This window comes from Brevibacillus sp. HD3.3A, from assembly GCF_013284375.2.
GTDB lineage: Bacteria > Bacillota > Bacilli > Brevibacillales > Brevibacillaceae > Brevibacillus > Brevibacillus parabrevis.
The window spans coordinates 2,744,161-2,769,039 of sequence record NZ_CP085874.1 but is presented as its reverse complement, the minus strand read 5'-3'; the positions used below and the strand labels follow the sequence as shown (position 1 = coordinate 2,769,039).

The 24,879-nt window shown below is 52.9% G+C and carries 22 protein-coding genes and 1 pseudogene; 7 read left to right on the top strand and 16 right to left on the bottom strand.

All coding sequences use genetic code 11. The features are described 5' to 3' along the window. Window positions 1-54: 54 nt before the first annotated feature. The 4 genes from HP435_RS13690 to HP435_RS13675 form a co-directional block, all read right to left on the bottom strand. Window positions 55-2,307 (bottom strand): EAL domain-containing protein, encoded by a 2,253-nt coding sequence (locus HP435_RS13690; protein ID WP_173598731.1) that lies wholly within the window; start codon window positions 2,305-2,307, stop codon window positions 55-57. A 185-nt stretch (window positions 2,308-2,492) separates the two neighbouring features. Next, window positions 2,493-3,278: an IucA/IucC family C-terminal-domain containing protein gene (locus tag HP435_RS13685; RefSeq protein WP_173598730.1), complete on the bottom strand. Its 786-nt coding sequence runs from the start codon at window positions 3,276-3,278 to the stop codon at window positions 2,493-2,495. Window positions 3,279-3,369: 91 nt separating this feature from the next. After that, entirely contained in the window at window positions 3,370-5,118 is a 1,749-nt protein-coding gene (locus HP435_RS13680; protein ID WP_122963410.1) for an ABC transporter ATP-binding protein, read from the bottom strand. Window positions 5,119-5,315: 197 nt separating this feature from the next. Continuing rightward, entirely contained in the window at window positions 5,316-6,065 is a 750-nt protein-coding gene (locus HP435_RS13675; RefSeq protein WP_173598729.1) for a YheC/YheD family protein, read from the bottom strand. Window positions 6,066-6,479: 414 nt separating this feature from the next. On the opposite strand from HP435_RS13675, the gene HP435_RS13670 reads away from it, so the two are divergent. Both HP435_RS13670 and HP435_RS13665 read left to right on the top strand, forming a co-directional pair. Then, window positions 6,480-7,934 (top strand): SulP family inorganic anion transporter, encoded by a 1,455-nt coding sequence (locus tag HP435_RS13670; RefSeq protein ID WP_173598728.1) that lies wholly within the window; start codon window positions 6,480-6,482, stop codon window positions 7,932-7,934. Between the two features lie 226 nt (window positions 7,935-8,160). Then, a complete protein-coding gene (locus HP435_RS13665) occupies window positions 8,161-9,390 on the top strand; it encodes an MFS transporter (RefSeq protein ID WP_173595888.1) in 1,230 nt (409 codons plus the stop codon). A 153-nt stretch (window positions 9,391-9,543) separates the two neighbouring features. Here the strand turns inward: HP435_RS13665 and HP435_RS13660 are convergent. From HP435_RS13660 to HP435_RS13610, 11 genes and pseudogenes are all read right to left on the bottom strand, one after another. Next, window positions 9,544-10,169 (bottom strand): annotated as a pseudogene (locus tag HP435_RS13660) (LysE family translocator). A gap of 96 nt (window positions 10,170-10,265) precedes the next feature. Next, the gene (locus HP435_RS13655) at window positions 10,266-11,603 is read right to left on the bottom strand and encodes a sensor histidine kinase (protein WP_173598727.1); all 1,338 of its coding nucleotides are present in this window, start codon (window positions 11,601-11,603) and stop codon (window positions 10,266-10,268) included. Window positions 11,604-11,610: 7 nt separating this feature from the next. Next, a complete protein-coding gene (locus HP435_RS13650; RefSeq protein ID WP_173598726.1) occupies window positions 11,611-12,300 on the bottom strand; it encodes a response regulator transcription factor in 690 nt (229 codons plus the stop codon). 23 nt (window positions 12,301-12,323) lie between these two features. Continuing rightward, on the bottom strand, window positions 12,324-12,926 hold the full coding sequence (locus HP435_RS13645; protein WP_122963417.1) for a TVP38/TMEM64 family protein: 603 nt from the start codon (window positions 12,924-12,926) through the stop codon (window positions 12,324-12,326). Window positions 12,927-13,057: 131 nt separating this feature from the next. Next, window positions 13,058-13,549: a GyrI-like domain-containing protein gene (locus HP435_RS13640; protein ID WP_173595886.1), complete on the bottom strand. Its 492-nt coding sequence runs from the start codon at window positions 13,547-13,549 to the stop codon at window positions 13,058-13,060. Between the two features lie 74 nt (window positions 13,550-13,623). After that, entirely contained in the window at window positions 13,624-14,568 is a 945-nt protein-coding gene (locus tag HP435_RS13635) for a helix-turn-helix transcriptional regulator (RefSeq protein WP_122963419.1), read from the bottom strand. A 112-nt stretch (window positions 14,569-14,680) separates the two neighbouring features. Continuing rightward, window positions 14,681-14,890 (bottom strand): hypothetical protein, encoded by a 210-nt coding sequence (locus HP435_RS13630; protein ID WP_122963420.1) that lies wholly within the window; start codon window positions 14,888-14,890, stop codon window positions 14,681-14,683. A 76-nt stretch (window positions 14,891-14,966) separates the two neighbouring features. Then, entirely contained in the window at window positions 14,967-15,800 is an 834-nt protein-coding gene (gene eutC / locus HP435_RS13625) for an ethanolamine ammonia-lyase subunit EutC (protein WP_173598725.1), read from the bottom strand. Between the two features lie 22 nt (window positions 15,801-15,822). Continuing rightward, window positions 15,823-17,184 carry an ethanolamine ammonia-lyase subunit EutB gene (locus HP435_RS13620; RefSeq protein ID WP_122963422.1) on the bottom strand — a complete coding sequence of 454 codons (1,362 nt, stop codon included), beginning with the start codon at window positions 17,182-17,184 and terminating at the stop codon, window positions 15,823-15,825. Between the two features lie 298 nt (window positions 17,185-17,482). Next, window positions 17,483-17,872: a response regulator gene (locus HP435_RS13615; RefSeq protein WP_122963423.1), complete on the bottom strand. Its 390-nt coding sequence runs from the start codon at window positions 17,870-17,872 to the stop codon at window positions 17,483-17,485. A gap of 265 nt (window positions 17,873-18,137) precedes the next feature. Then, complete coding sequence (locus HP435_RS13610; RefSeq protein ID WP_122963424.1) at window positions 18,138-18,578, bottom strand: Rrf2 family transcriptional regulator; 441 nt, start codon at window positions 18,576-18,578, stop codon at window positions 18,138-18,140. Window positions 18,579-18,733: 155 nt separating this feature from the next. On the opposite strand from HP435_RS13610, the gene HP435_RS13605 reads away from it, so the two are divergent. From HP435_RS13605 to HP435_RS13590, 4 genes are all read left to right on the top strand, one after another. Further along, window positions 18,734-20,020: an acyl-CoA thioesterase/bile acid-CoA:amino acid N-acyltransferase family protein gene (locus tag HP435_RS13605; RefSeq protein ID WP_173595884.1), complete on the top strand. Its 1,287-nt coding sequence runs from the start codon at window positions 18,734-18,736 to the stop codon at window positions 20,018-20,020. Window positions 20,021-20,363: 343 nt separating this feature from the next. Beyond that, window positions 20,364-20,687, top strand: a complete 324-nt coding sequence (locus HP435_RS13600) for a helix-turn-helix domain-containing protein (RefSeq protein ID WP_173600266.1) — start codon at window positions 20,364-20,366, stop codon at window positions 20,685-20,687. Continuing rightward, on the top strand, window positions 20,624-21,541 hold the full coding sequence (locus tag HP435_RS13595; RefSeq protein WP_173600267.1) for an IS3 family transposase: 918 nt from the start codon (window positions 20,624-20,626) through the stop codon (window positions 21,539-21,541). Before HP435_RS13600 ends, HP435_RS13595 begins: the two co-directional genes overlap by 64 nt. 208 nt (window positions 21,542-21,749) lie before the next feature. After that, window positions 21,750-22,088, top strand: a complete 339-nt coding sequence (locus HP435_RS13590; protein ID WP_122963426.1) for a histidine triad nucleotide-binding protein — start codon at window positions 21,750-21,752, stop codon at window positions 22,086-22,088. Between the two features lie 17 nt (window positions 22,089-22,105). Here the strand turns inward: HP435_RS13590 and HP435_RS13585 are convergent, their stop codons facing one another. Next, window positions 22,106-23,083, bottom strand: a complete 978-nt coding sequence (locus HP435_RS13585) for a YpdA family putative bacillithiol disulfide reductase (protein WP_122963427.1) — start codon at window positions 23,081-23,083, stop codon at window positions 22,106-22,108. 151 nt (window positions 23,084-23,234) lie between these two features. On the opposite strand from HP435_RS13585, the gene HP435_RS13580 reads away from it, so the two are divergent. Next, window positions 23,235-24,839, top strand: coding sequence for an S-layer homology domain-containing protein (locus HP435_RS13580; protein WP_229049905.1), 1,605 nt, complete (start codon window positions 23,235-23,237; stop codon window positions 24,837-24,839). The last annotated feature ends 40 nt before the right edge of the window (window positions 24,840-24,879 follow it).

Genomic DNA, 24,879 nt, shown 5'->3' with positions numbered 1-24,879 from the left:
AAGGTCCGACCTGCCAGCCTGGCGTTCGGACCTTGCTTTTTCAGTCTATTCGCTTCAAGCCGTATCCGGCGGCCGATTCAAAGGGAAGTACACTTCAACCGTCGTACCTTTGTTCGGCGTGCTGGAAAAATGAATGTACCCGTCGTGATACTGAATAATTTTATAAGTAATCATTAGGCCAAGCCCTGTCCCCTTTTCTTTTGTACTGTAAAAAGGCTCACCCAGCCGCTGCAATCTCTCTTCCGACATGCCGCAGCCTTTGTCCACAATCCGAATCAAGATGTGCTCGTGCTCTGTCCGCAAAGCCGTGATCCGAATCGGGCCTCCATCTGGCATGGACTCTACGGCATTGGACAGCAGATTGATGAAGACTTGCCTGATTTGGCTTTGATCGCCCCACAGACGTATCCCCTCCACCTCTTCCACATCCAGCAGCAGTTGATGGTTCGGTGCTTCTTCCTGAACCATCCGGGCAACGCCGCGCAGCAAGTTCGCGATGGACAGCGCTTCAAACTGATGCGATCTTTTCTGGGTCAAAAACACAAACTCGCGCAAAATGCTTTCCAATTGGTGAAACTCCGCGAGCATGATATCGAAATATTCGTTCTTCCATTGATCGCGTCGCAACAGCTGGACGAAACCTTTGATCGAGGTAACCGGATTTCTGATTTCGTGCGCTACTCCTGCGGCCAGCTGACCAACGACCGTCAGCTTGTCCATTTTGCGCAAAAACTCCTCCGCTTGCACCTGGGCTGTACTGTTGCGAATGATGAAAACGACTTGCGACACTTCTCCTTGCTCGCTCTGGACGGGCGTTCCTTTTGCCTCCAAAATGAGTTTGCTGCCATTTTTATGCTGGCAGGAGAACGTAATCAGCCGCGGCAGCTTCCACTCCATAATTTCCTGAAACGTCTGCCAAACCCGTTTCAACTGTTCGGCTGGCAATAAGTTTTGCAGGTTTTGATGCAGGAGAACTTCCGGAGCTACCTCCAGCACGGCGCGAACGGACGGCGACACGTATGTAACATATCCGTGGCAATCGATGACCACGATCATATCCGATATGTTTTCCGCTATCAGACGGTACTTGGCTTCGCTTACCCGCTTTGCTTCTTCTGCTTTTTTCAGTTCGGTGATGTCGACACAGGAGGCAATCACTTCCTTCACACGGCCATCGCGAAAAATCGGCCGCATGGCTGCCAGATAGCAGACGCCATTGACGACACCTTCGTACGTGACATGTTCTTCGCCACTCCATGCCCGCTCGTAATACATCGTCTTGCGCAGAGCCTCCTGCATCGGTAAAATATCGCGCAACTCGCTGCCTACCACTTGCTCTGGCGTCAAGCCGATGCGGTAGATCAGTTCTCCGGCGCAAAACGTGTGGATGAACGTCGCGTCCTGTTTGCGAAACGTAAATGTCATTCCTTGCTGATTGCGCATCACCTCTCGCAAGTAGACGAAAGGCTCGCCCCGCTCCTTGTGTGCATGCACGGCCAGGTCAAGCATGGCTTTTCCTTGTTCTCGCATTCGCACTTCCAGCTCGTCGGCCGAAAGCGGTTCACAAAAATAATGACCTTGTGCGAGATCGCAATCCAGTTTCAGCAAAAGCTCCACTTGCTCGCGATGCTCTACGCCATCGACTGTCGCCTGGATATCCATGGCTCGTGCGACCGCCAAAAGCGATTTGACCGCCATCTCCTGAGCAGAATCTGTCGTCGCTTGCTGGATCAGGGAGGAATCTATTTTCAACTTATCCAAAGGCATGCGCGAGATAACCGAGATAGAGCTGGCGCCTCTCCCAAAGTGGTCCAGACTTACCTGGACGCCAAGCTGCTTCAGTTGGGAAAGCACCATCATCCTCTCCCCATGCGTCTTTGCCTCTTCCGTAATTTCCAGTTCCAGATAGCGGGCAGGCAATTGACAATCGCGGAGAATCGCCTGGACGGTGTCCGCCAGTCCGACAGACTCAAAAGCATGCGCGGACAAATTAACCGCTATGACCAACGGCCCAAAACCGGCATCAATCCACTGCTTGCACTGCTCGCACGCTGCCCGCAAGACCCATTCTTCCAGCAGATGCACCACTCCGCTCCTTTTGGCAAGCACAAGCAATGCTTTCGGCGACAAAAATCCCCGCTTTGGGTGGTGCCATTGGACAAGCGCCTCCACCCCCCTCATTCCTCCCGTTCTCAAATCGAAAAAAGGCTGGTAATGGAGCGTGAGCTTGCGGTTCACAATCGCTTGATACAAGTCTTCATCACTCTGCTTCTGCTCATCCTGGTCCATTGTTTGAATACGAACCACTTCCCTCCTATTGGTTAGTCATCAAGCACGATCAGCCATTTCAAGCTTTGCAATTCCGAACTATTCTGACTCTTTCTCTCTTTCTACTTTATAGGAAGAATGCATACCCTGTCCAGATATCCGCAACAACGACAAACACCCTCTCACAAGAAGAGGGTGCTTTTTTGCCATGCTCTTTCGCTTGCTCAAGCTTGCAAGGCCGCTTGTCTGCGAACGGCGCGCGCGTCTTCTTTCAGCCGCGGACACGTATAGCAATATTGTCCTTCCCCGGTCTGATAGTACAAACAGCATTGATTTTTCAGGCGTACCTTCTTGCTCGGATCGCGCATGTCTTCCACCCAACGCACTTTTACGTCGAACGGATTTTTGTCCAGACCGAAGCACGCTCCTTCGAGTTGCCGACAGAGCGAGTCGTAGTCATCGCGCAAATGCTGCCGGACGCGCTCGCCTTGACTCTGCTCGACGAAGTAATCCAGATAGTAATTGAATCTGGTCGGCAACTGCCCCCAGATCAGCTTTTCCGGGTTATCCGTAGCCTTGGCAAGCGACTGGATCAACGGTCGCAAACTATGCTGGTAAAACGCGCGGTATTGCTGATCCAGCCAAGCTGCACGCCCGGTTTCCGGTGCCTCGACTTTGTTCCATTCGTCTACGACAAAGGAAAACTGGGCGTAGTCATCTGCAACGTAAAGCTGCACAGTCAGTTGATCGAGCGACAGGTGGAGCGAAACGTTCCACACCGACTGCATGTACTGCAATCCGAGCGCCACGCCGCCCAGCCAGCCCCCGATGTACGTGCCGACAGGTTTGCTGTCGTTTGCCTTGATGAGCGGAGCGTACAGGCTAACCAGCTGATCCATGTTTTCCGGCTTCACCAGGTCGCTCGCTTTCATGGAAAGCAACGTATCCGCTCTCAGCTCTGACGTCAGGCGAAAATGCTCTGCTAAAAAATATTCGTTCCAGCTTAACAAGCATGATCTTCCTTTCTTTTTTCGGTTGGGGAAAACGGCAAGGGCGACACCCATGAAGGTGCCCCCTTCACCGCAGTACACGAAAAATGGCTTATCTGGAAAAAGCGCTCTGCGTCTGCTCCAGGTACGAACCGAACTGCGCGTGGTACAACCGGCTGTAAATGCCGTCCTGGGCCAGCAGCTGCTCATGGTTCCCCTGCTCTGTGATGCCTTGCTCTGTCACGACAACGATGCGATCGGCATTTTTGATCGTCGCCAAGCGGTGGGCAATCACCAGTGTCGTCCGGCCTTGCGACAATTCCGCAAGCGATTGCTGGATCGCTGCTTCCGTCTCCGTGTCCAGCGCCGAGGTCGCTTCGTCCAGGATGAGAATCGGCGGGTTTTTCAAGAACATGCGGGCAATCGCGAGCCGTTGTTTTTGCCCCCCGGACAGCTTCACGCCGCGCTCGCCGATAACAGTATCCAGGCCAGTCGGCTGCGAGCGGATAAAATCTTCCAGCTTGGCTCGCCGTGCTGCCTGCCAAATCTCTTCTTCCGATGCCTGCTGCTTGCCGTAGGCGATATTTTCCCGGATCGTGCCAGAGAACAAGAACACGTCCTGCTGTACGATCCCGATCTGGCTGCGCAGCGAAGCCAGTGTCATTTTGCGGATATCCAGCCCGTCGATCGTAATGCTGCCATCCTGCACCTCGTAAAAACGCGGCAGCAAGCTGCACAATGTCGTCTTCCCAGCGCCGGACGGGCCGACAAAAGCTACCGTTTCCCCTGCGCGAATCTGCAAATCGATCTTTTGCAACACATTCGCTTCGTGCTCGTAACCGAACGAAACACCCTTGTATTCGATATCGCCCGCAAGTGCCTCGACCTTGACGGCATCGGGAGCATCGGCAATATCAGGCGCCGTATCCATGATTTCTATGTAACGCTTGAAACCGGCAATGCCTTTCGGGTAACTTTCGATGATCGCGTTGATTTTCTCCAACGGGCGGAAAAAGACGTTCGTCAACAGCAAAAACGCGACAAACTCCCCGTAGGAAAGCGAACCTTCGATGACGAACCAGCTTCCGCAAATCAGCACGAACAAAATGACCAGACGCATCAAAATGTAGCTGACCGAAGCGTTTTGCGCCATGATTTTGTAGGACAACAGCTTGGTCAGGCGAAAGCGCAGGTTGTTTTCCGCAAAGCGCTCCTTTTCAAAGCTTTCGTTGGCGAATGCCTGAATCACGCGCATACCGCCCACATTGTCTTCGACGCGGGCATTGAAATCAGCCATGTCGCCATACAAGCGGTGGAAAGCTTTCGTCATTTTGCGGTTGAAGTACACGACAAAAAACGTCATGATGGGGATCACCACAAACGTAAGCAACGCCATTTCTTCATTGATGCTGAACATCAAAATAAAGGCTCCAACCAGCGTCATGATTGCAATGAACAAATCCTCCGGCCCGTGGTGGGCAACCTCGCCAATTTCCATCAAGTCATTGGTCAGGCGAGACAACAGATGTCCTGTCTTCGTATTGTCGAAAAAGCGGAAGGACAGCTTCTGGATATGGTCATACAACTGTTTGCGCATATCCGTCTCGATGTTTATGCCTAGCATGTGCCCCCAATACGTCACGACGTAGTTCATCCCGGCATTGATTGCGTACAGGACGAGCAGCCCGAGACAGGCCCACATGATCAGCTCCCAGTCTTTGCTTGGCAAAAGCTGATCGACAACCATGTTCACAGCAAGCGGAAATCCCAGCTCCAGAAGAGCGACGAAAATCGCGCACGTAAAATCGAGCACAAACAATCCGCGATAAGGCCGGTAATAAGAAAAAAATCTGCGAAGCATCGCAGCCACTCCTCTCTCGTTGACAAGCTACATAAACACAGCTCCCCAATGTTTTTGAAAATCATTTTCATTATAGCTGGATTTCTTTTGAAGATCGATCAGGAATTTGCCAGTGATTTGCTGAAAGTGCAGTTTGCCAGGTGGGCTTGTCTGCTTTGGAAAAGCAAAAGACCGGACGGCCTTTTGCGCTCGCTGTCTCATTTCTTCCTGTTTCGATAGGCGCGTGCCAATCGTCTTATATTGCGATAAGGCGCTTTGTCCTTCAAGCGCAAAAACAGGACATGCGAAGGAACCTCATGATTCACTTCGATCAAATAAATTCGCCCTGAACGATCCACGGCGAAGTCGATGCCCAGCTCAGAGCGGCGCTTGAACTGGTTAAAATGTGCGCTGATCTCGTATCCAAGCTGGATCAGCCGCTTCGTGACACGCTCGATTTGTGCTTTGGACAGTGTCGGAGCCAGAGCCGTGCTGACTTTCAGCGCATAACCGCCCCCGCGACGCACATTCGTAATGATGCTGTCCTTCCCTGCCACTTTTGCCAGCATCGCGGCAAATTCCCACTTCCCGGCGGCATTGCGCATCATCATGACCCGGATATCAAACCGTCTGCCGTGTACTTTGGCGAGCGGAATGGTTTTTTGGATAATATGCCGGGTGCTGCCGCTTTTTAGGCGAACCTTTTTGTACAGCTGATCAATCGAGCTGGCGTGCTTTTGGGAACCCTTTTCTTTCACGAATGTGTAGCGGCCCTTTTCCTTCCACGCCTTGATTACGCCCCTGCCCATGTGCTCGTTGTCCGGCTTGATGAATACGGAGGAATAACGGGACATGTAATCACGCAGCGTTTTGCGGCTGAATATCGCAGTGGGCGGCAAATACCTTCTCAAACTTGCGGAACGGGAGTAATAGTTGTGCAATGCCCACTTGGAGGAGTGAAACGGCATAAGCGTTAATCCCCTTTCCTGTGCAAAGTAGCCTTGCCAGTGTCTCTTTTGCCAATATATCTTTCCGGCGGCAAAGCGGCACGGCACTTCGCCAAAGACGGGACGATCGCCCCTATCCAAAGAAAGCCCGAAAAAGCATCCGCTTCGAACAAGAAGAAACGGCCAACCATTTCGAGCCGTTTCGTTTCTGGCCATTGTACGCTTTCCCGGTTGGACGCGAGCTTCCTTCTGCTAGGCGCGACAGATCGCGATAAGCAGGAACCCCTCCGGCTGCTTCTGCTGCCCTTGTCTGCACCTGAACAAAAAAGGCTGGATATCGTGAGGGGTTTTTCTTATAATAGTGACTTGTGAAAAACGGCCCCGACTTTTCTGAAAGGGGAAAGTCACCATACTGAACAGAAAAGAGGTACCGTTTTGAATCTTACCCAATGGAAACTGGACTGGTTCGCAAACGTCCGCGCTGACGTGCTGGCTGGCGTTACCGTCGCGCTCGCTTTGATTCCCGAAGCGATTGCCTTCTCGATTATTGCCGGGGTCGATCCGATGGTCGGCTTGTACGCGTCTTTTTGCATTGCCGTGACGATTGCGTTTGTCGGCGGGCGTCCCGGGATGATCTCGGCTGCGACGGGTGCCATGGCCCTGCTGATGATTACGCTCGTCAAGGAACACGGGATCGAGTATTTGTTTGCAGCCACTATCCTGACCGGACTTTTGCAAATCGTATTCGGCGCCTGTAAAATCGGTCGCCTGATGACTTTTGTCCCGCACACCGTTGTGATCGGGTTTGTCAACGCGCTTGCGATTCTCATTTTCATGGCGCAACTGCCGCATTTTGTCGGGGCATCATGGACGATGTACGCCATGCTGGCAGGGACGCTCGCGATTATTTACTTGTTGCCGCGCCTGACCAAAGCAGTACCGTCTGCTCTCGTCGCGATTGTCTTCATGACTGCCCTGACCATTCTCTGTGGCCTGGATATGCGCACAGTCGGCGACATGGGCGAGATCACGCGCCAGCTCCCGCTGTTTCACGCCCCTGTGGTGCCTCTCGACATGGAAACGCTTTTGATCATTTTGCCGTATTCGCTTCCGCTCGCACTGGTCGGGATTTTGGAATCGCTCATGACTGCGGCGATTCTCGATGAGATGACGGATACGCGCAGCGATAAAAACAAGGAAGTCAAAGGGCAAGGAATCGCCAACATTGTCACCGGATTTTTCGGCGGGATGGCGGGTTGTGCCATGATCGGCCAGTCTGTGATCAACGTCAAATCTGGCGGGCGAGGCCGCTTGTCCACATTGGTAGCCGGCGTGTTTCTGCTGTTTTTGATTCTCGTCTTGGGCGATGTCGTGAAACAAATCCCGATGGCCGCGCTCGTCGGCGTCATGGTGATGGTTTCCATCGGCACTTTCAACTGGAAGTCTGTGCTCGACCTGCGAAAAATGCCGCTCGGCGATGCTGTCGTCATGGTCGCAACGGTTCTCGTCGTCGTAGCCACACACGATTTGGCAAAAGGCGTCCTCTCTGGCGTCGTGCTCAGCGCCCTGATTTTTGGCTGGAAAATGGCCCGGCTGCATTCCACTTCGTACAAGAGTGAGCTGGGCGAAAAAGTGTACGTCATTTCCGGACAATTGTTCTTCGGCACGATGACGCATTTTATCGAGCAATTTGATTTTCAGGATGATTCAGGGCAAATTGTCATCGATTTTTCCCGCTCGCATATCTGGGATATGTCAGCTGTAACCGCCATCTCCAAGGTCGTCGCCAAATACCGCGAGCTGGATAAATTCGTCGTGATCACAGGTTTGAACGAAGAAAGCAAACAGCTCGTGGATCAGCTCGGAATCAGCGTTCCGGCTGGACATTAACCACCGACAGCCCCCTCTTTTTGCAGGCAAAAGCGCACAGCTCGCTTGCGAAAAGAGGGGTTTTTTATGCGACTTTTTCATGCTTGTCGAACGTCAAGGTTTTTTGCTTATTTCAATTTTGCAATAGTCCGATCACAATTCTTGATTGGTCAGTACGGAAAACCAGTGCTAGAATGATCAATATTAAATTCCCCTGCTTCTATGCGGCAAAGGTTGTGACAGAAAGATGGAATTTTCATGGAAGCGCAATTTGTTTGTACTATGGGTCGGCGTCTTTTTTTGCAGCACGGCCTACTCGATCTCCATACCATTCTTGCCCATCTTCCTCCATACATCTTTGGGTGTTCACGAGCATTTGGAAGCCTGGTCTGGTATCTCGTTCGGCATTACGTTTTTGGCCAGCGCCCTGATCTCGCCGTACTGGGGCTCGCTGGCAGACAAATACGGGCGAAAACCGATGTTGATCCGTTCCGGTTTTAGCCTGGCTTTGCTGTATTTCCTGACTTACTTTATTACAGATCCTTACCTTTTCCTGGTACTGCGTGTGTTTCAGGGCCTTCTGGCTGGATATGTTCCGGCAGCAATTGCCCTTGTAGCCACCAATACTCCGGAAAAAAACGTCGGATACGCGCTCGGCGTCATGGCTACCTCCGGCGCAACAGGCGGGATTGTCGGGCCGCTGGTCGGCGGAGTCGTCAGCCATGCGTGGGGCAATGCGGAAGCGTTCCTCTTCTCCGGCTGCGTGGTGCTCGTAGCGGCGCTCATCGCTACCTTCCTCGTCAAGGAGACGAATATGAACCGCTCAGGCAGCCGTTCCAATGTGCGGGAAGATTTGCGCTCGGCCATCGCCAACCGCTCGCTGATGACGATTCTCGGGCTTAGCCTGATGGTGACGATCTCCGTCATGCTGCTGGAGCCGCTGTTGACGGTGTACGTCTTGCAGCTTGGCGCATCGCAGCAGGAAGCATCGCTCAGCGCCGGAATCATTTTCGCCGCGGTCGGAATCGCTACCGTCATTGCTGCGCCGCAGTGGGGTAAGCTCGGCGGCAAAGTCGGCTACACGAAAATTTTGTTCATCGGCTTGCTTGGCGGCGCGGTCGGCAACCTGTTGCAGTTTTTCTTCACCAGTCTGTCCGGCTTCGGGATTTTGCGCTTCGCGTACGGCTTGTTTTTTGCCGCGGTGTACCCTTCGATCAACGCGATGATTGTCAAGGTGACCGACCCTGAGTTCCGCGGCAGAGCGTTCAGTTTGAACCAATCCGTCAACCAGCTGGCGACCATGCTCGGCCCTGTGCTGGGCGGCGTGCTCGGCGGAATCATCCCGATCCGCTACGTGTTCATCATCAACGGGGTCGCTTTGCTCGCTACGGCTATCGTCATTCGCACGAAAAGGCCGGGCCAGCTCGGAAAGCAAGCGGCACAGCAGTCCTCCGACCCGCAGCTTGCAGCCAAATAGCGCAAAAAACTCCCTTCCGCTTTCGTCCGGCGAGATTGTCCGGTGTTAGCAGGAGGGAGTTTTTCGTGCTTTTTCATGCTGTCGCACTGTGCAGTTGCCTTGCCAGCAGCTGTGATGGCTCTAGCGACCGCGAACATGCGGCTGCGGCCAACCTCACTTTTGTTGCAGAGCTACTTTCAAGCCAAGCAAAATGTAGACGGAGCCGATGATTTTTCCGCTCCAACGGCCGAGCCAGGAGATGCGCTTGACCAAGTGCCCCAGCGGACGAACCGACAGGGCGATCAGCGTCGTGTAAAAAATCCGAGAATCGCAAAAATCAGTCCCAGGATCAAAAACTGCACCACAGATGCTCCCCGCTCGGGATGGACGAACTGCGGCAAAAACGCGAGGAAAAACAGGGCTGTCTTCGGGTTCAGCAGCTCAGCCACGATTGCTTGCATATACGCCTTGCCCGGCGGCAAAGGCGACACTTTCGGCAGCTGCGGATCGCTCGGCTTTTCCATGATCGCCTTGATGCCCAAATAGACGAGGTACACAGCCCCGGCGATTTTCACGATGTTGAACGCCCATGCCGATGTCATCAAGATCGCCGACAAACCAACCGCGGCAAAAATCGTGTGAATGAAATCGCCCGTCGCGATCCCGAGTCCCGCCATGATGCCCGCCCGACGGCCGCCCTGAACAGTCCGTGTAGCCGTCAGCAGCACCGCAGGGCCGGGAATTAAAAAAAGGCCGATCACGACCGCCAAAAACGTGCTCATTGTCGCCAGATCAAACAAACAGCTCCCCTCCTCTTTCTCTCTCGTTGTCTATGGATGCTCTCATTATATCGCGCTGCGAGATTCGTGGCGACAGGATCATGTGCTTACAACCGCCTAGCGCACCGGAAACAGCAGCGTAAACACAGTTCCTGCACCGAGGTTGCTTTCCAGCGTAATCGTCCCGCCGTGCGCCTCCATGATCCCTTTGGCAATCGTCAGCCCCAGACCGGCTCCTCCCCGCTCTCGCGCACGCGAGCGATCTCCCCGGTAAAACCGTTCAAAGACGTGCGGCAGATCAGCCGGAGCGATTCCAGAGCCGTTGTCCCGTACGTCCAGCCTGACGGAATCCGCTGATTTTGCAATCGTCACGGCTATGCGGCCGTTCGGCGCTGTATGCTTGCAAGCGTTCGTCAACAGGTTGGTGATGACTTGCGCGATTCGTTGCCTGTCGCCCGTAATCCACGCGTCCTGTCCGCCTTCCAGTTGAAACTGAATCGCGGAACGGGCAAAAGCGACATGCATCGCTTCGCTGACCTCCTCCACGATGGCCCGCAGCAAGACTGGTTCGCGGCGGATCGGCAACGCTCCCGCTTCTACCTGGATCACCTGATCCAAATCGTTCACCAGCCGAATCAACCGCAAAACTTCCGCGCGCGTACGCTCCAGATGCTTCGGGCTCGCTTCCCAGATTCCGTCGATCATCCCTTCCGTTTGCGCAAGCAGCGTATTGAGCGGAGTGCGCAGCTCGTGGGCGATGTCCGAAGTAAGCCTTTTGCGCAGCTCTTCCTGCTCGTTCAGACTCGCCACCAAATGGTTGAACGCCAGCACGAGGGAAGCCATCTCGTCTTTTTGTTCAGGCGCAGGCACGCGAACCTGCAAGTTCCCTCTCGCTACTTGCTGCGCGGCCGCGCTCACCTGCTCAACCGGACGGACCATGGAGCGAGCCAGCGGGATACAGAGCAGCACAACGAGCACAAGCAAGACTGCCGTCGTCCAAATCGCCGTATTTTTATGAGCCCATTGGAAATGTCCTTCCAGCGCCTTGTACGCATTTTGATCTTTGTGGCTGATGCCGATGCGCCCCACAACTGTCTGCTTGTCATCGTACAGCGTAATCGATTCGGTCGCACGATCGAAGTCCGCTCCGGCACCCGTAACTTGCCCCCATTCCCCCAGCTTGCTTCCCTGCGGATCGTACAGGACGAGATGCAAACCCAGCACAGATGAGATCGCTTCCAGCTGCCAAAAGGCTTGCCTGTCCCAGCCTTTGCTGTCCCGGTAGGCTGTCAAAGCTGCCTGGACAATCTCCTCGCTCTGTTGGCTCTTTACTTCATCCGTGTACATCAAAAAATGATCGTCCATCTCTTTGACGGCAAGCAGCGTCGTGATCAGGACGGCCCCCACGCCTACTGCCATGAAGGCGAGTGCCAGCTTCAGCCAAATCCGTTTCATCCGAACCTCATTTCTTCATCGGGACGTCAAACCGATAGCCCAGCCCGTATATCGTTTTAATGTAGACAGGCTGCTTCGGGTCGTCCTCGATTTTTTGCCGCAAATTTTTCACATGCGTGTCAATCGTGCGATCGTACCCTTCAAAATCGTAGCCAAGCACCTCGCGCACCAGCTCGTCCCTGCTCCACGTACGCCCAGGATGGCGAGCCAGCGTCGTGAGCAAGCGATACTCGTTCGGAGTGACGTCCAGCGCGATGTTGTTTTTGCAAATCGTTTTGTCGCGAATGGAAATGATGAGCTGCCCTGCCGCAAACTCATCGCTCAGGGCTGAATAATCGCCCGCTCGCCGCATGACAGCACGCACACGAGCAACCAGCTCGCGCGGACTGAACGGCTTGATCAAGTAGTCGTCCGCACCGATCTCCAAGCCGTGAATCCGGTCTGCCTCCTGACTTTTTGCGGTCAGCATCAAAATCGGGACGCGGGAATGCTTGCGAATCCGCCGACAAACCTCTTCCCCGCTGACATCGGGAAGCATCAAATCGAGAATGATGCAATCGACCGCAGCCGAATCGGCGATCTGAATCGCGGTTTCGCCTGTCATCGCGGTCAACACGTGGTAGCCGTCTTTTTGCAAATACGATGTTAAAATTTCCAGGATTTGCGTCTCGTCATCGACCAGCAAAATGGTTGACATGCCCTGTCCTCCTTTCCTCTCTTTTACGGCTGCTCAGATTGCCCGGTTTGCTCGGATTGCGCTGGTTTTCGCCGCCAGAAAAGCAACAGGACAAGGGCGCCCGCCACGAGAGCAAGCAAAAGCCGCAGCTTGTTTTCCCCAAAGTAGATGAGATCGTGTCCGACGAACGTCTCAAACACCATCGAAGGCACTTTTCCGAGCAATGTCGCCAGAAGAAAGTCAGCGAACGACATATTCGTCATGGCTGCGCCGAGATTGATCACACCCGAGGGGATCAGCGGATTGAGCCGCAACAAAACGACAGCGAGTGTCTTCTTGCCTCTCGTCGCGCCGTTGATAGCCGACACCCATTGGAATGACGCCAGTTTCTGTTTTTTGTCAGCTTTTTTGATCACATAGCGGTAGAAGAAAAAGGCGATCCCCGCACCCAGCACCTCCCCAGTCAAAGAGATGAAAAAACCGCCGTACAGGCCGAAGACAACCGCATTTGCCCCGGACAAAAAAATCGATGGCAGCACGCCTGCCACGCTGATCACGATATTAAGCGCGATGCTGCCGACGATCGCAAGCACGCCCCAGGAGCGAATCCATTCGGCCAAGCCTTCTATATTCATCAACCAATCCATCTACGCATACAGACTCCTCTCACATGCTGTTCCTATAAGCGTATACGAAACTTGTGAAGAAATCATGGAAAAAAACAAACAATCGCTTCCGACGGGGGAAGCGACTGAGCGAAGAAACCATGTGCAAAAAACTACTCGTCGGCGATGCCGATGTAAATATCGATCTGCGCCTGATTCATGTCCGCGCAACGCACGCCATCGTACAGCTCAAAATCGGCGGCAAACGTCCGTGTTACACCCGGCTGCTGGGACCATTCCCATATATGCTTCCACGCTTCCGTGATCACTTCCACCGTCGGGCCGACTCTTGTCGTAAAGACGGCATAGGTGGAAGCAGGAATCTCCTTCACAGTCAGTTCAGCAGGCAACGGCGCTTCTGCCTCGACTTCTTTTCCGACGAGCAGGGAGTAAGCCCCGTTCTCGTCGCTCTCGTAGTCAGCGTAGACGCCAAGCACGACAGCAGAGTCCTTTTGTCCTGGCGTACTCGCCGGATAACCTTCCTGGTAATAGCGATTCCATAGCGCTCCAATTTTCGCGTTTGGCCCGCACTCCGCTTCATTGGTTGTCCGTATTTGCAGTCCTGCTACACGCATGTGGCCCAGTTTGACGATTTTGGGGTTCATATTGTTGCACGCTCCTGTCCGGAAAAAGTAGCTTACATCGTCCAGTATAACTGCCCTACCTTGACAACTGTTTGTCAACGTTCCGGCTCATCCCCATAAAATGCCGCTATTTTTTTGGCGCTATCCGCGATTCTTTGCCGGATGTGAGCTGGCTCCAGCACCTTCAGACTATCCCCGTAGCTGAGCAGCATGCCTGCCAGCCATTCATCGTCTGTCATCGTCGTGCGAACCGTCATTTTCCCATCAGGAGCCGTCTCGATCGATTGCGGATCAAACATGTCTCTTACCCGGACGTGAGCGCGCGGAGCAAATTGCAGAACCAGCGCGATTCGTTCCCCGCAATTCCACTGCTCTTCCCATTGCAGCTTTTCCAGCTGGCAATCACGGGCGGCAAACTCCTCCGGCAAAAGCGCCAGATCAGCGATGCGCGACAGCCGAAACAGCCGAAACTCTTGCTTGCTTTGGCAAAAGGCGTACACGTACCAGACGTAGCCTTTGATGATCAGCCTCACTGGCTCGATGACCCGTTCGCTCGACTCGCCCTGCATTTTCGTATAGACGATTTTGACTCGCTTGCGGCACAGGATCGCCTCGCGCAAGCTGCTCACTTTTTGCTCGATGGCCGGAGTGCTACCCCACGGATTGAAGTCGTACACCACCGGATGCTCCCCGCCCTGAAAGGCAGACGGAGCCGTTGCGAGCAATGCCTTGATTTTTTCCAGCAGTTGACCGATTTGCTTGTCGTCTGTGGAAGAATGCACGCCTTTCAAAGCGGCAATCACGGCAACCAGCTCGTCGGCCGAAAGGTATTGCCGATCGATCGTAAAGTTTTCCATGATTTCGTAGCCTCCGCTTGTGCCCGGATAGGCAACAATCGGGATGCCCGCCGCATTGATCGTCTCCAAATCACGGTATACGGTGCGCAGCGACACTTCAAAATGGTCGGCAAGCTCGCGAGCGCTCATTCGCCTTTTGTTCAGGAGCATCATGACGATCGCCAGCAATCGTTCTACTTTCAAATCTCGTTCCACCTTTTTTCGCTTCCAGAGGAGCCTATTTAAAAAGGAGAACCCGCAGCAAATTGCCCTGCTGCAAATTCTCCTTTGTTCGTTCTTTCGTTTGGAGGAAAAACTAGACACCCATACGTCTGCGCTGATTGTTTGGCTTCTTGGTCAGCTGGCTTTTCATCGATTGGTTTTTCGCTTTTTGGTTCACAGGACTGTTTGCTTGCGCCTGTGCCTGTTTCTTTTCCGCCAATTTGCGTTTCATCGCTTCCTGGAGACTGATTTTTCCCGGTTTTTCTTCTTTCGTTTCCAGTTCGTTTTGGTTTGGCTCGGTCATGCGTAGCAACTCCTCATAGAAATTGGTTATCTTCTATGTATTCTAGTGCAAGACCGGAGGATTCGCCAGTAGTAATCTAGCCGTTTTTGGCGCGAAGCTGCATATATTTTACGCCGCTCGCCTGATACTTCAAAATTTCCTCCAAAAGCTCTGCAAGATAAGCTCCTGCTTCAATCGGCAGAGTCCCGCCCCGGTGAATATTAGAAATAACCGTACGATCCGATTCTACCGTATTCGCATCCGGTTTGTAAATCATGTAAGCGCTGAGACTTTCTGCCGTCGCGAGTCCCGGTCTTTCCCCGATCAGGGAGATGACGACTTTGCAGCCGACGATTTTGGCGACCTGATCCTGAATCCAGACGCGGCCTTTGTTGATGAAGATCGGCTTGCCCACGCTGATGTTGCGCATCGCCAAGCCTTGTTGCAGAGCGGGCAGCAAATCGGGAATGGTCGCTTCGCAGGCAGATGTGCTTAGCCCGTCGGAAATGACGATCTGCACGTCTTTTCCTTTGTCGCCATGCTGTTCCAGCCACTTCGCCGATTCATCGGACAGCATCCGCCCCGAATCGAGGTTCATCAGGTACTCCTGCATGCTCGTCGCCCGGGAATGCAGCTCAGGCAGTTGCAGACGCGCAAGCCATTCCGGGCTGATTGCTTTCATCACCGCGTCGTGTGCTGCCGCCTGGTCGATGCGGAACTGCAAGTAGCTGGTTGTCTTCATCCGCGTGCCTGTCCGGCCGATCCCGATCCGCGCCGGAGTTCTGTTCATCGCCCGCTCCAGCGCTTCCGGATTGTGCGGATTGTCTACCCCGCGCACTTTTTGCTCCGGGAAGTGAATGACTTCCTGCGTCTTTTTGGAAAGCTCATCCATGACCCGCTGGACAAGGTCATCCATGTTGATCTGTCTCATCGTGTTTGCCCTCCCCCAATCGTTAGTCGAACACCGATAGATCGCCCGCACGCTCTGTCAGCCGCCCGTTTTCCATCAGTCCCATTTTTTCCATCCATTTTTCAAACTCGCGCAACGGACGCAAGCCCAAAAGCTCGCGGTAGCTGGCATCGTCGTGATAGCTCGTATCCTGATAGCTCAGCATGACGTCGTCTCCGCCCGGCACACCCATGTAAAAATTCGCTCCGCCAAGCGTGGTGAGCATTCCGGCGATCTCCTGGTCGTTTTGGTCCGCGTACATGTGGTTGGTATAGGTAGGGGCAATTCCCATCGGCAGGCCGTGCAGCTTGCCCATGAACAAATCTTCCAGATCGGCGCGAATCATTTGTCTGCCGTCGTACAGCGTTTCCGGCCCGATGAAGCCCGAGACGTTGTTGACCATGAACGGCTTCCAGTGACGGCAAAAACCGTATGTGCGCGCCTCCAGCGTCTGCATGTCCACTCCTTCGTGCGAGTCCAGCGACACTTCCGAGCCTTGCCCGGTTTCAAAATACATCACGTTCGGTCCCGACGCCGTACCTTTGCGCAGCATCAATTCCATTGCTTCATCCAGCAAATCTTTAGAGACGCCAAATGCGTCATTCGCCCGCTGCGAGCCAGCCAGACTCTGGAACATCAAGGAGATAGGAGCGCCACCGCGCAGCGCCTGCATCTGGGTCGTGATGTGGGCGAGCACGCAGTTTTGCGTCGGGATTTCCCATTTTTGCATAAAATCGTGGGACATTTTCAGCAGCTTGATAACGCTTTCAACGGAATCGTTATTCGGATTGATTCCGATAACAGCATCCCCGGAGCCGTAAGACAAGCCCTCTTTCATCGAGGCGAGAATGCCTTCCGGATCGTCAATCGGATGGTTGGGCTGACAACGGAACGCCAGTCTGCCCGGCTCGCCGATCAGCGTGTTGCAATACGCCTGGTGCTTCATTTTTTGCGAAGCCATCACCAGGTCAATGCTGGACATCAGCTTGGCTGTAGCAGCAATCATCTCGCTCGTCAGACCGCGACTGATGCGGGTAAGCTCCGGCATGCCCGTCGAGAAGGACAACACGTACTCGCGCAGCTCGCCCACTGTCCAGTTTTTGATTTCCTCGTAGATCGACAAGTTCAAATCGTCGTAAATAATCCGGGTGACCTCATCCTTTTCGTACGGAATCACCGGATTTTCGTAAATGTCCTTGAGTTGGAGCTCGCTCAGTACGACTTTGGCTGCCATCCGCTCCAGTGCGGAATTTGCAGCAAGTTTGCTCATGTGGTCGCCTGACTTCTCCTCGCTCGCTTTGGCCAATACATCGCGAACGGATGTGAACTGGTAATGTTCTTTACGGATGACGCATGCCAATTTCATCTCGCTTCACTCGCTTTCTTTGGTGGAACTTTTTGTCCGCCCGACATTCTTTGAGTGAAAACGGCCATCCTGCATACTTTCGCGTTTCTCCCCGGAAAAATTCGTGTGAGACCAGCTCATCATTGAGCAACCGCGTTCGTGCGGATGATATTACCCAAAATATGCCTGGCGGGGATATGCTTGCTGCTTTTCGAGCGCGTCGTTGCGCTTGTTTCTTTCGTCCGTATACGTCAAAAAGACGCCTGGAAAAGGAGACGGTCATCCGTCTTCATTCAAGCGCCATTGCTTTTGTTGCGATTCACTTTTCAAGCGTATGCTGTTTTTCCAAAAGGAGCGTTTCCACCGCCGGGAGAAATTCCTCCTCCATGACCGGCTTGACCAAAAACGCGCAAACTCCTTTTGTTTTCGCTTTTGCTACCACGTCTTTGTGACTGTATGCCGTTAACAGGAGGATGGATGCATCCGATTGTCCTCTGATGATCCCTGTTGCCGTCAATCCATCCATAACAGGCATTTTTACATCCATGATGATGAGGTGCGGGTCCCACAGTTGCGTCAAAGCAACGGCTTCCTCGCCGTTCTTCCCGTCAGCCACAACGTTGTAGCCTTGTTCCTGCAACATCTCGACCAGGTCCATTCGCGTGATGGGGTCGTCGTCTATGATTATGATTCGGTAACGCTGACGCAATACTCCACCTCCCGCTAAGAGAATGGACGTGCCAACTGCTCATCATACGGTCAAACCTGCAACCGACGCCGTTGTCGGGTTTTTTTGCAGCTTTTTGAATACTCTCATTATATCTTATTACCGTTGGCTATTTCTACCCTTAATCCCGTCCTTTGCCGCTTGCCGTCCCGTTTTTTCAAAGCGGCTTGCTGACTTTCTATCGATCCTCGCGACCGCAGAAACGACCTGGGCATTCCTTCCGTTCACCGTCGCACTAGCAGACTTTCTACTTGGCCTGCTCCGTAATCTTTTGCCGCAAATCCGAGACTAGCTCCTGCATCGTCACGCTTTGCAAAATCGCTTCCATCGCATGCTCGGCACGAAGCAGGATCAATTCCAGGACGAACTGGATGTTCGCCCCCACCGGACAGGCTGGATTCGGCTGGTCATGAATGTGAAAAAGCTGGCCTTCTTCCACGACCTCAACCGCCCGGTAAATGTCGAGCAAGGTAATGCTCGCAAGCTCTTTGGCGAGTGATGCGCCGCCTGCTCCGGCCCGGACGTTCACCAGGCCCGCCTTTTTCAATTGGCCAAGTACCCGGCGGATAATGACCGGATTCGTATTCACGCTTCCGGCGATCCACTCGGACGTATGATGGGAGTTTGCATCGATAGAGAGAAGTGATAGTATATGAACCGCAATGGAAAAACGGCTGCTGATTTTCATGTCGGTCACCCTTTCGTTGTAATGATTATAGTTACACCTTCATTTGGAAGTCAAGTTAACCGTTCCGTCACATTTGCTGCTGTGGCGCATTTGTGAATTCTACTATAATTACGGTGTCATAAAATCCCATATTGTTGATGAGGAGTGTTGACTGTATGATGCATCCACAGATCGATGTTTCACCAGCAACGGCCTTGCTCGATGTTCCTGTCCATATTACACTAAGCGGTTTTCAGCCGCATCAGTTAATCACGCTCAACGCTACCCTGACGAACGGATTGCCAGGAGGAGAACTGACAGCGTCTTCCCATGCGATTTTTCAGGCGGACGAGAACGGCTCTGTTGATCTCGTCTCCCAGGCTCCCTTGTTCGGAACGTACGAAGGAATCGATCCGATGGGGCTTTTCTGGTCGATGAACGTGCAAACACTGCGCTTTTACAGTGCCTATTCACTCGATGACTTCCAGTTTACTCCCCGCTCTACCGAGATTCACCTGACGGCAGAAGTCAATCAAAAACCAGTCGCCAAGGCTGTTGTCAAACGCGTTTTCGTTTCCCGCGACGTCTCGATTACAAAAGTCAAGGAAGACGGCCTGGTCGGTCTGTTTTTCAGCAAGCCTCACCCTGAGCCGAAGCCTGCCGTGCTCGTCCTGGGAGGCAGCGAGGGCGGGATCGGCTCCTGTTCACAATTTGCCGCCTTGTTCGCCTCTCACGGCTATCCGGCGCTTGCTCTCGCCTATTTTCAATGCGACGACTTGCCGACGGACATTCAGCAAATTCCGGTTGAATACGTCCAGCGCGCCGTACATTGGCTCAAGCAGCAGCCAACCGTGCATCCTGACAAAATAACTGTGTTTGGCCGCTCCAAAGGCGCCGAGCTGGCCTTGGTCACCGCTTCGCTCGAACCGGATATCCACGCCGTCATCGCGTCCAGCCCCAGCTCAACCGTCAACATCGGGACAGACAGGGCTTTTGCCGATTCCGAGATATTTTCACCGCAATCGTCCTGGTCGTTTCGCGGCGAACCTCTGCCATTCGTTCCATGGACAGAGGAGCAATCCCGCCAATTCCGCGAGCTGCTCGATGCCGGACAACGCATCGATCAAATTCATAAGGACGCGTGGCGCGCCTGCGAGTGGCTTGCGGACGCCGAAATTCCTGTGGAAAAGATCAACGGCCCGATTTTGCTGCTTTCCGCTGACGACGATCACTGGTGGCCTGCTGCCGAACATTGCGAGCGCATGGTAGCACGGCTGAAGGCCAAGCAGTTTGCCCATCCGGTCGTGCATTTGCGCTACGCCGACACGGGTCATGGCATTCGGTTTCCGTACATTCCTACGACGCGAATCGCACAGAACGGAGGAACGCCGAAAAACAATGCGCAGGCGTCCGAGCATTCGTGGAAAGAAGTGCTCGCGTTTTTGGAAGAAACGTTTGCATAACCGCATAAGCACATGCTTTTTCTTGCCCGCTTACATAAGCTGTAGAGAACAGCTAGTCATGACTTTTCAAAAACGGCGGTGAAGCCATGTGAACTGGAGAAGGCAAGGACAGCTCAGGCGATTCACAGCAAGAATCGGGCAAACTTTTCGCATGACGCGCTGGACGTTGACACGCTCATGGAGCAGCTTCCGCCATCCTGGCAAAGTTTTGCTGCAAAAATGCTATGCGCTCCTCAGAAGAATGTATAAATAGATTTCCCCTCTTCCCGCAATTGATATTATCCCCTTTAAGTAGACAGTAAAAAGAAAGACCATTACTGTTTATTTGGAGGGGATATTCTTTATGGGGAAAATGACATACTCGCTTGAATTTAAGACACAAGTAGTGGAATGGTTTGAACAAGGAGCTACGTATAAACAAATTCAAGAAACCTACGGTTTGGATTTACGGATGTTCCGTAGATGGGTTAGAAAATACAGAGATCACGGTGTACAAGGATTGGTAGACCAAAGAGGCAAAGCCGGAGGGATGAGCATGGGAAGGCCTCGTAAAAACCCCATGGCTTCAGATGAAAGAATTAGGCGTCTTGAAGCGGAGGTAGAATTCTTAAAAAAGCTCTTAGAAGCCAGAAAGGGGGAAAGAAGAAGGATCAGGGAAAAACAGTAATTTTTCGGATTATTGCTGAGATGGCGGATCGTTATCCAGTTCTGTTACTATGCAAAATTGCTCAAGTATCAAAAAGTGGTTATTATAAGTGGCTGCACTTACAGAAGAACCCGACGAGAAAATACGCGGAAGACCAAGAGTTAAAAAAGCTGATTTTGCATTGTCATCAAGGGGTCAATGGAATATACGGATATCCTCGAATTAAGATGTGGCTATACCGGGTCCATGGCATTCGAATTAATCATAAGCGTGTGTACCGACTGATGAAAGAGTTGGGGATCCAATCACGTATTCGCAGGAAACGAAAGTATTATGGACGCAAAGAGCCAATCGTGATAACAGAAAACAAGTTGAACCGTGAGTTTGCTGCGTCACGACCTACTGAAAAATGGGCTACAGATATTACCTATATCATTTTTAACGGGAGACGGCTGTATCTGTCTGTCATTTACGACCTTTTCAATAATGAGGTAATTGCCTATAAAGTCAGCAAACAGAATGATTTATCCCTCGTCTTAGATACTGTGAAGGCAGCGACACAAAAAAGAGACGTGAATGGCGTCCTGCTACATAGCGATCAGGGAAGCCAGTACACGTCCAGAGCATATCAGAATCTATTACAAGCGTATAACATAACTCCAAGTATGTCGAGAAAAGGAAACTGCCTGGACAACGCTTGTATCGAAAGCTTTTTCAGCCACCTCAAAACAGAATGTATATATTTGGATTCCTTCGGAACCGAAGAAGAGGTGAATAAAGCAATCGAACGTTACATTCATTTTTACAATCACGAACGGATTCAAGCTCGTTTACGCAGTCTCAGCCCAGTTCAATACCGAGCTGAGGCTGCGTAAAGCAAGGGCTTGTTTTGAACTGTCCACTTGACGGGGATAAGACCAAATGGGTGGAGGGTTTTGTTTTTTCGCAAGCAAGATCGCAGCATCAGCGTCGGAAGCTTCCCTCCCAAAAACTTCCGCCTCTCCAACAGGTAAAGCCTACTCCCGTGACGAAGTAGGCTTTAGACATGTGACTATTCAAATTTCAGAGAGGATGAAAAAACAAATGGATTGCCTTTTTTGCAAAATCGTCAACGGTGACATTCCCTCCAAGAAAGTGTACGAGGACGAGCATGTTCTCGCTTTTCATGACATCAATCCTGTCGCGCCAGTCCACGTGCTGGTCATCCCGAAAAAACATATCCAGTCCGTAATGGCGATTGAACCGGAGGACAAAGAGCTGATCGGCCACCTGCACCTCTCCTTGCAAAAGGTAGCCGAGACCATGGAGGTAACCGAGTCCGGCTTCCGCGTCGTGACGAACATCGGAAAACACGGACAGCAAACGGTGTTCCACCTGCACTACCACCTCATTGGCGGCAGACAGCTGGAGTGGCAGTTCTAGCACGAATACATTTTTCGTCAGGCGTTGTTTTGCGAGACGATGTGGCGGGCGATCCCTTCGCCGTGAAATCTGCCGTTTTCGATGAAAATGGCATTGGCGTGGTGGCCCGCCGCAATCACGCCCGCTATGTACAGACCCGGAACGTTCGTTTCCATCGTTTCGGGATCATGGGCTGGCACGCCTGTCTCCTCATCCGTCTGCACGCCGAGCGACCGCAGGAACGTCCGGTCGGGACGATAGCCGATCAGCGCGAAAACGTGATCGTTGGCAAGCGTAATCTCACCGTCAGCCGTATTGACGTGAATCGCCCGTTCCTCAATAGCAGAAACCGTCGCTCCGAAAAACATTTGGATGCGGCCTTTTTTTATGAGACTTTCAAACACCGGACGAGTCCACGCCTTGACTTTGTCTGACAGCTCGGTTCTGCGGCAGATGACGGTGACATGCGCCCCTGCCCGTTCCAGTTCCATCGCGGCGTCTACAGCGGAGTTGTTGCCGCCCACAATCGCCACTTGCAAGCCGGCGTACGGGTGCGCTTCCTTGTAAAAAGAAGAAACTTTCGGCAAGTCTTCCCCCGGCACGTTCAACCGATTCGGATTGTCGAAGTAGCCAGTAGCGATGACCAGCTTTTTCGCTTCGTAGTGATGTGTCTTGGAAAAACGGTCCGTCGTCGTAACGTGAAAACCTTCTCCCACGCGCTTCGCTTCTGTCACGGTTTCGTATACGTGCACGCGCAAGTCCTCGCGGGAGGCTACCAGCCGATAGTAATTGAGCGCTTCTTGCCTGGTCGGTTTATCGTTGGCTGTGGCAAAAGGAATGCCGCCAATCTCCAGCAAGTCCGGCGTGCTGTGAAAAACCATGTACGTCGGATAGCGATAAATGGAATGCACAAGCGACCCTTTTTCAATAATGAGCGGATCAAGTCCGGCTTTTTTGCAAGCGATGGCTGCTGCCAGACCGCAAGGCCCGCCGCCAATAATCAGTACGTCTTCCATTTCTCTTCCGCCTCACTTCTTCATTTCTCTCTCTTCTCTTTCCAATCCTTATCATACCATATCGGAATTTCCGCAAAAGAGTTCCCGGCTGTTCTCTTACCAATAAATGACCAATGAAAGATTGGTTATGTCTCCTTATACTGGATGTATGATGAAAAAACAAAACATACATATTTGGTTGGTTTCTCTGGCATTTCTGACATACTGCCTGACTCTGGCTGTCGGCGTCCCTGCCTCCACCGCTTCCACAAAAGCGTTGAAGGACATTGCCAACAGCTACGCCAAAGAGCAAATCCGCTCCTTGCACGAGGCAGGTGTAATCGCAGGAGATGAAAAAGGCTATTTCCATCCGACTCGTTCGGTCACTCGTGCCGAGTTCGTCGCGATGCTGACACGCACGCTGGGCATCCAGCCTGTTGCGAGCAACATCCCCGCTTACACCGATGTCGCGAAAAATTCCTGGGCGTACGGCTCGGTGCAGGCAGCGGCTGCGGCAGGCATCTCAAGCGGGATCAGCGCTACTGCCTTCGGGCCGAAACGCACGATCTCGCGCGAAGAAGCAGCGACTTTTCTCGTGCGGGCTCTCGTGCAAAATGTTCCGGCACAAGCCAATCCAGCCGTCAGCGACGCCGCTTCCATCTCCAGCTGGGCAAAAGCTGCGGTCGCCAAGGCGCTCCAGAACAAGTGGCTCGTCGGCTACGAAGGCAACTTCCGTCCGAACGATGCCTTGTCGCGTGAAGAGACAGCCGTCATTTTGCAGCGTATTTTGACCGAGCTGAACAAAAAACCTGGTACGTCAGCGCCGCTGGTTTCGCTTGGCTGGCAATACCAGTCCACTACGGACGAGTTTATTGCCCAAGTCAAGAAAAGCGGTGTCAACACGCTGTCGCCACGCTGGTACTTCCTGCAAAAAGACGGTACGGTCAGCGACTTTTCCGACGCTGCCCTCGTTCACTGGGCACACGCAAACGGCAAACAGATCTGGCCTTTGTTCGGAAATCGCTTTGATTCCGCCGCCACACATGCAGCGCTGTCCAGTGCGGACAAGCGCAAGGCAATCGTGCAAAAGCTCGCTGCCTTTGTGGACAAGTACGAGCTGGATGGCATCAACGTTGATTTTGAAGGCTTTTCACCTGCTGACCGCAACAACTTCACGCTGTTCATCCAGGAGCTGTCAACTGCGCTGCAAACCAAAGGAGCTGTCGTCTCCGTCGATATTCCACCTGATACCAAAACCGATTGGAGTGAACCTTACGACTTTGCCAAACTGGCAAAAGCCGCAGACTATTTGATCGTCATGGCTTACGAGGAGCATTGGGTGGGTGGCCCGAAAGCCGGCTCCGTCGCTTCGCTTCCGTGGTTGAAAAAAGTGACGGAAGATTTGTTGGATGATATTCCGGTGCAAAAATTGATCGTCGGTTTGCCGCTTTACACCAGAGACTGGTATCAGGCAAAAGGCGGCGTGCAATCGACCGATATCAGCATCCCCGAGTCATATCAGCTGCTCTCGCAATACAGAGCGAGCACCAAATGGGATGCGAGCCTCGGACAGTACCGCTCTGCGTACAGCAAACAAGGGGTGACCCATTCGATTTGGCTGGAAGAAAGCCGTTCGCTGGGCCTCAAGGTTCAAGCAAGCCTGCAATGGCAAATCGGCGGTCTGGCTTACTGGTATGTAGGCTCCGAGTCTACCGATGTGTGGCCGGCCATCGCCAATGCGATCAAGCTGAAACAGGTGCGAGCCAAACTTTCCTGACGGACAACAGCAAAACCGCCTCCGCTGACGATACGTGCAG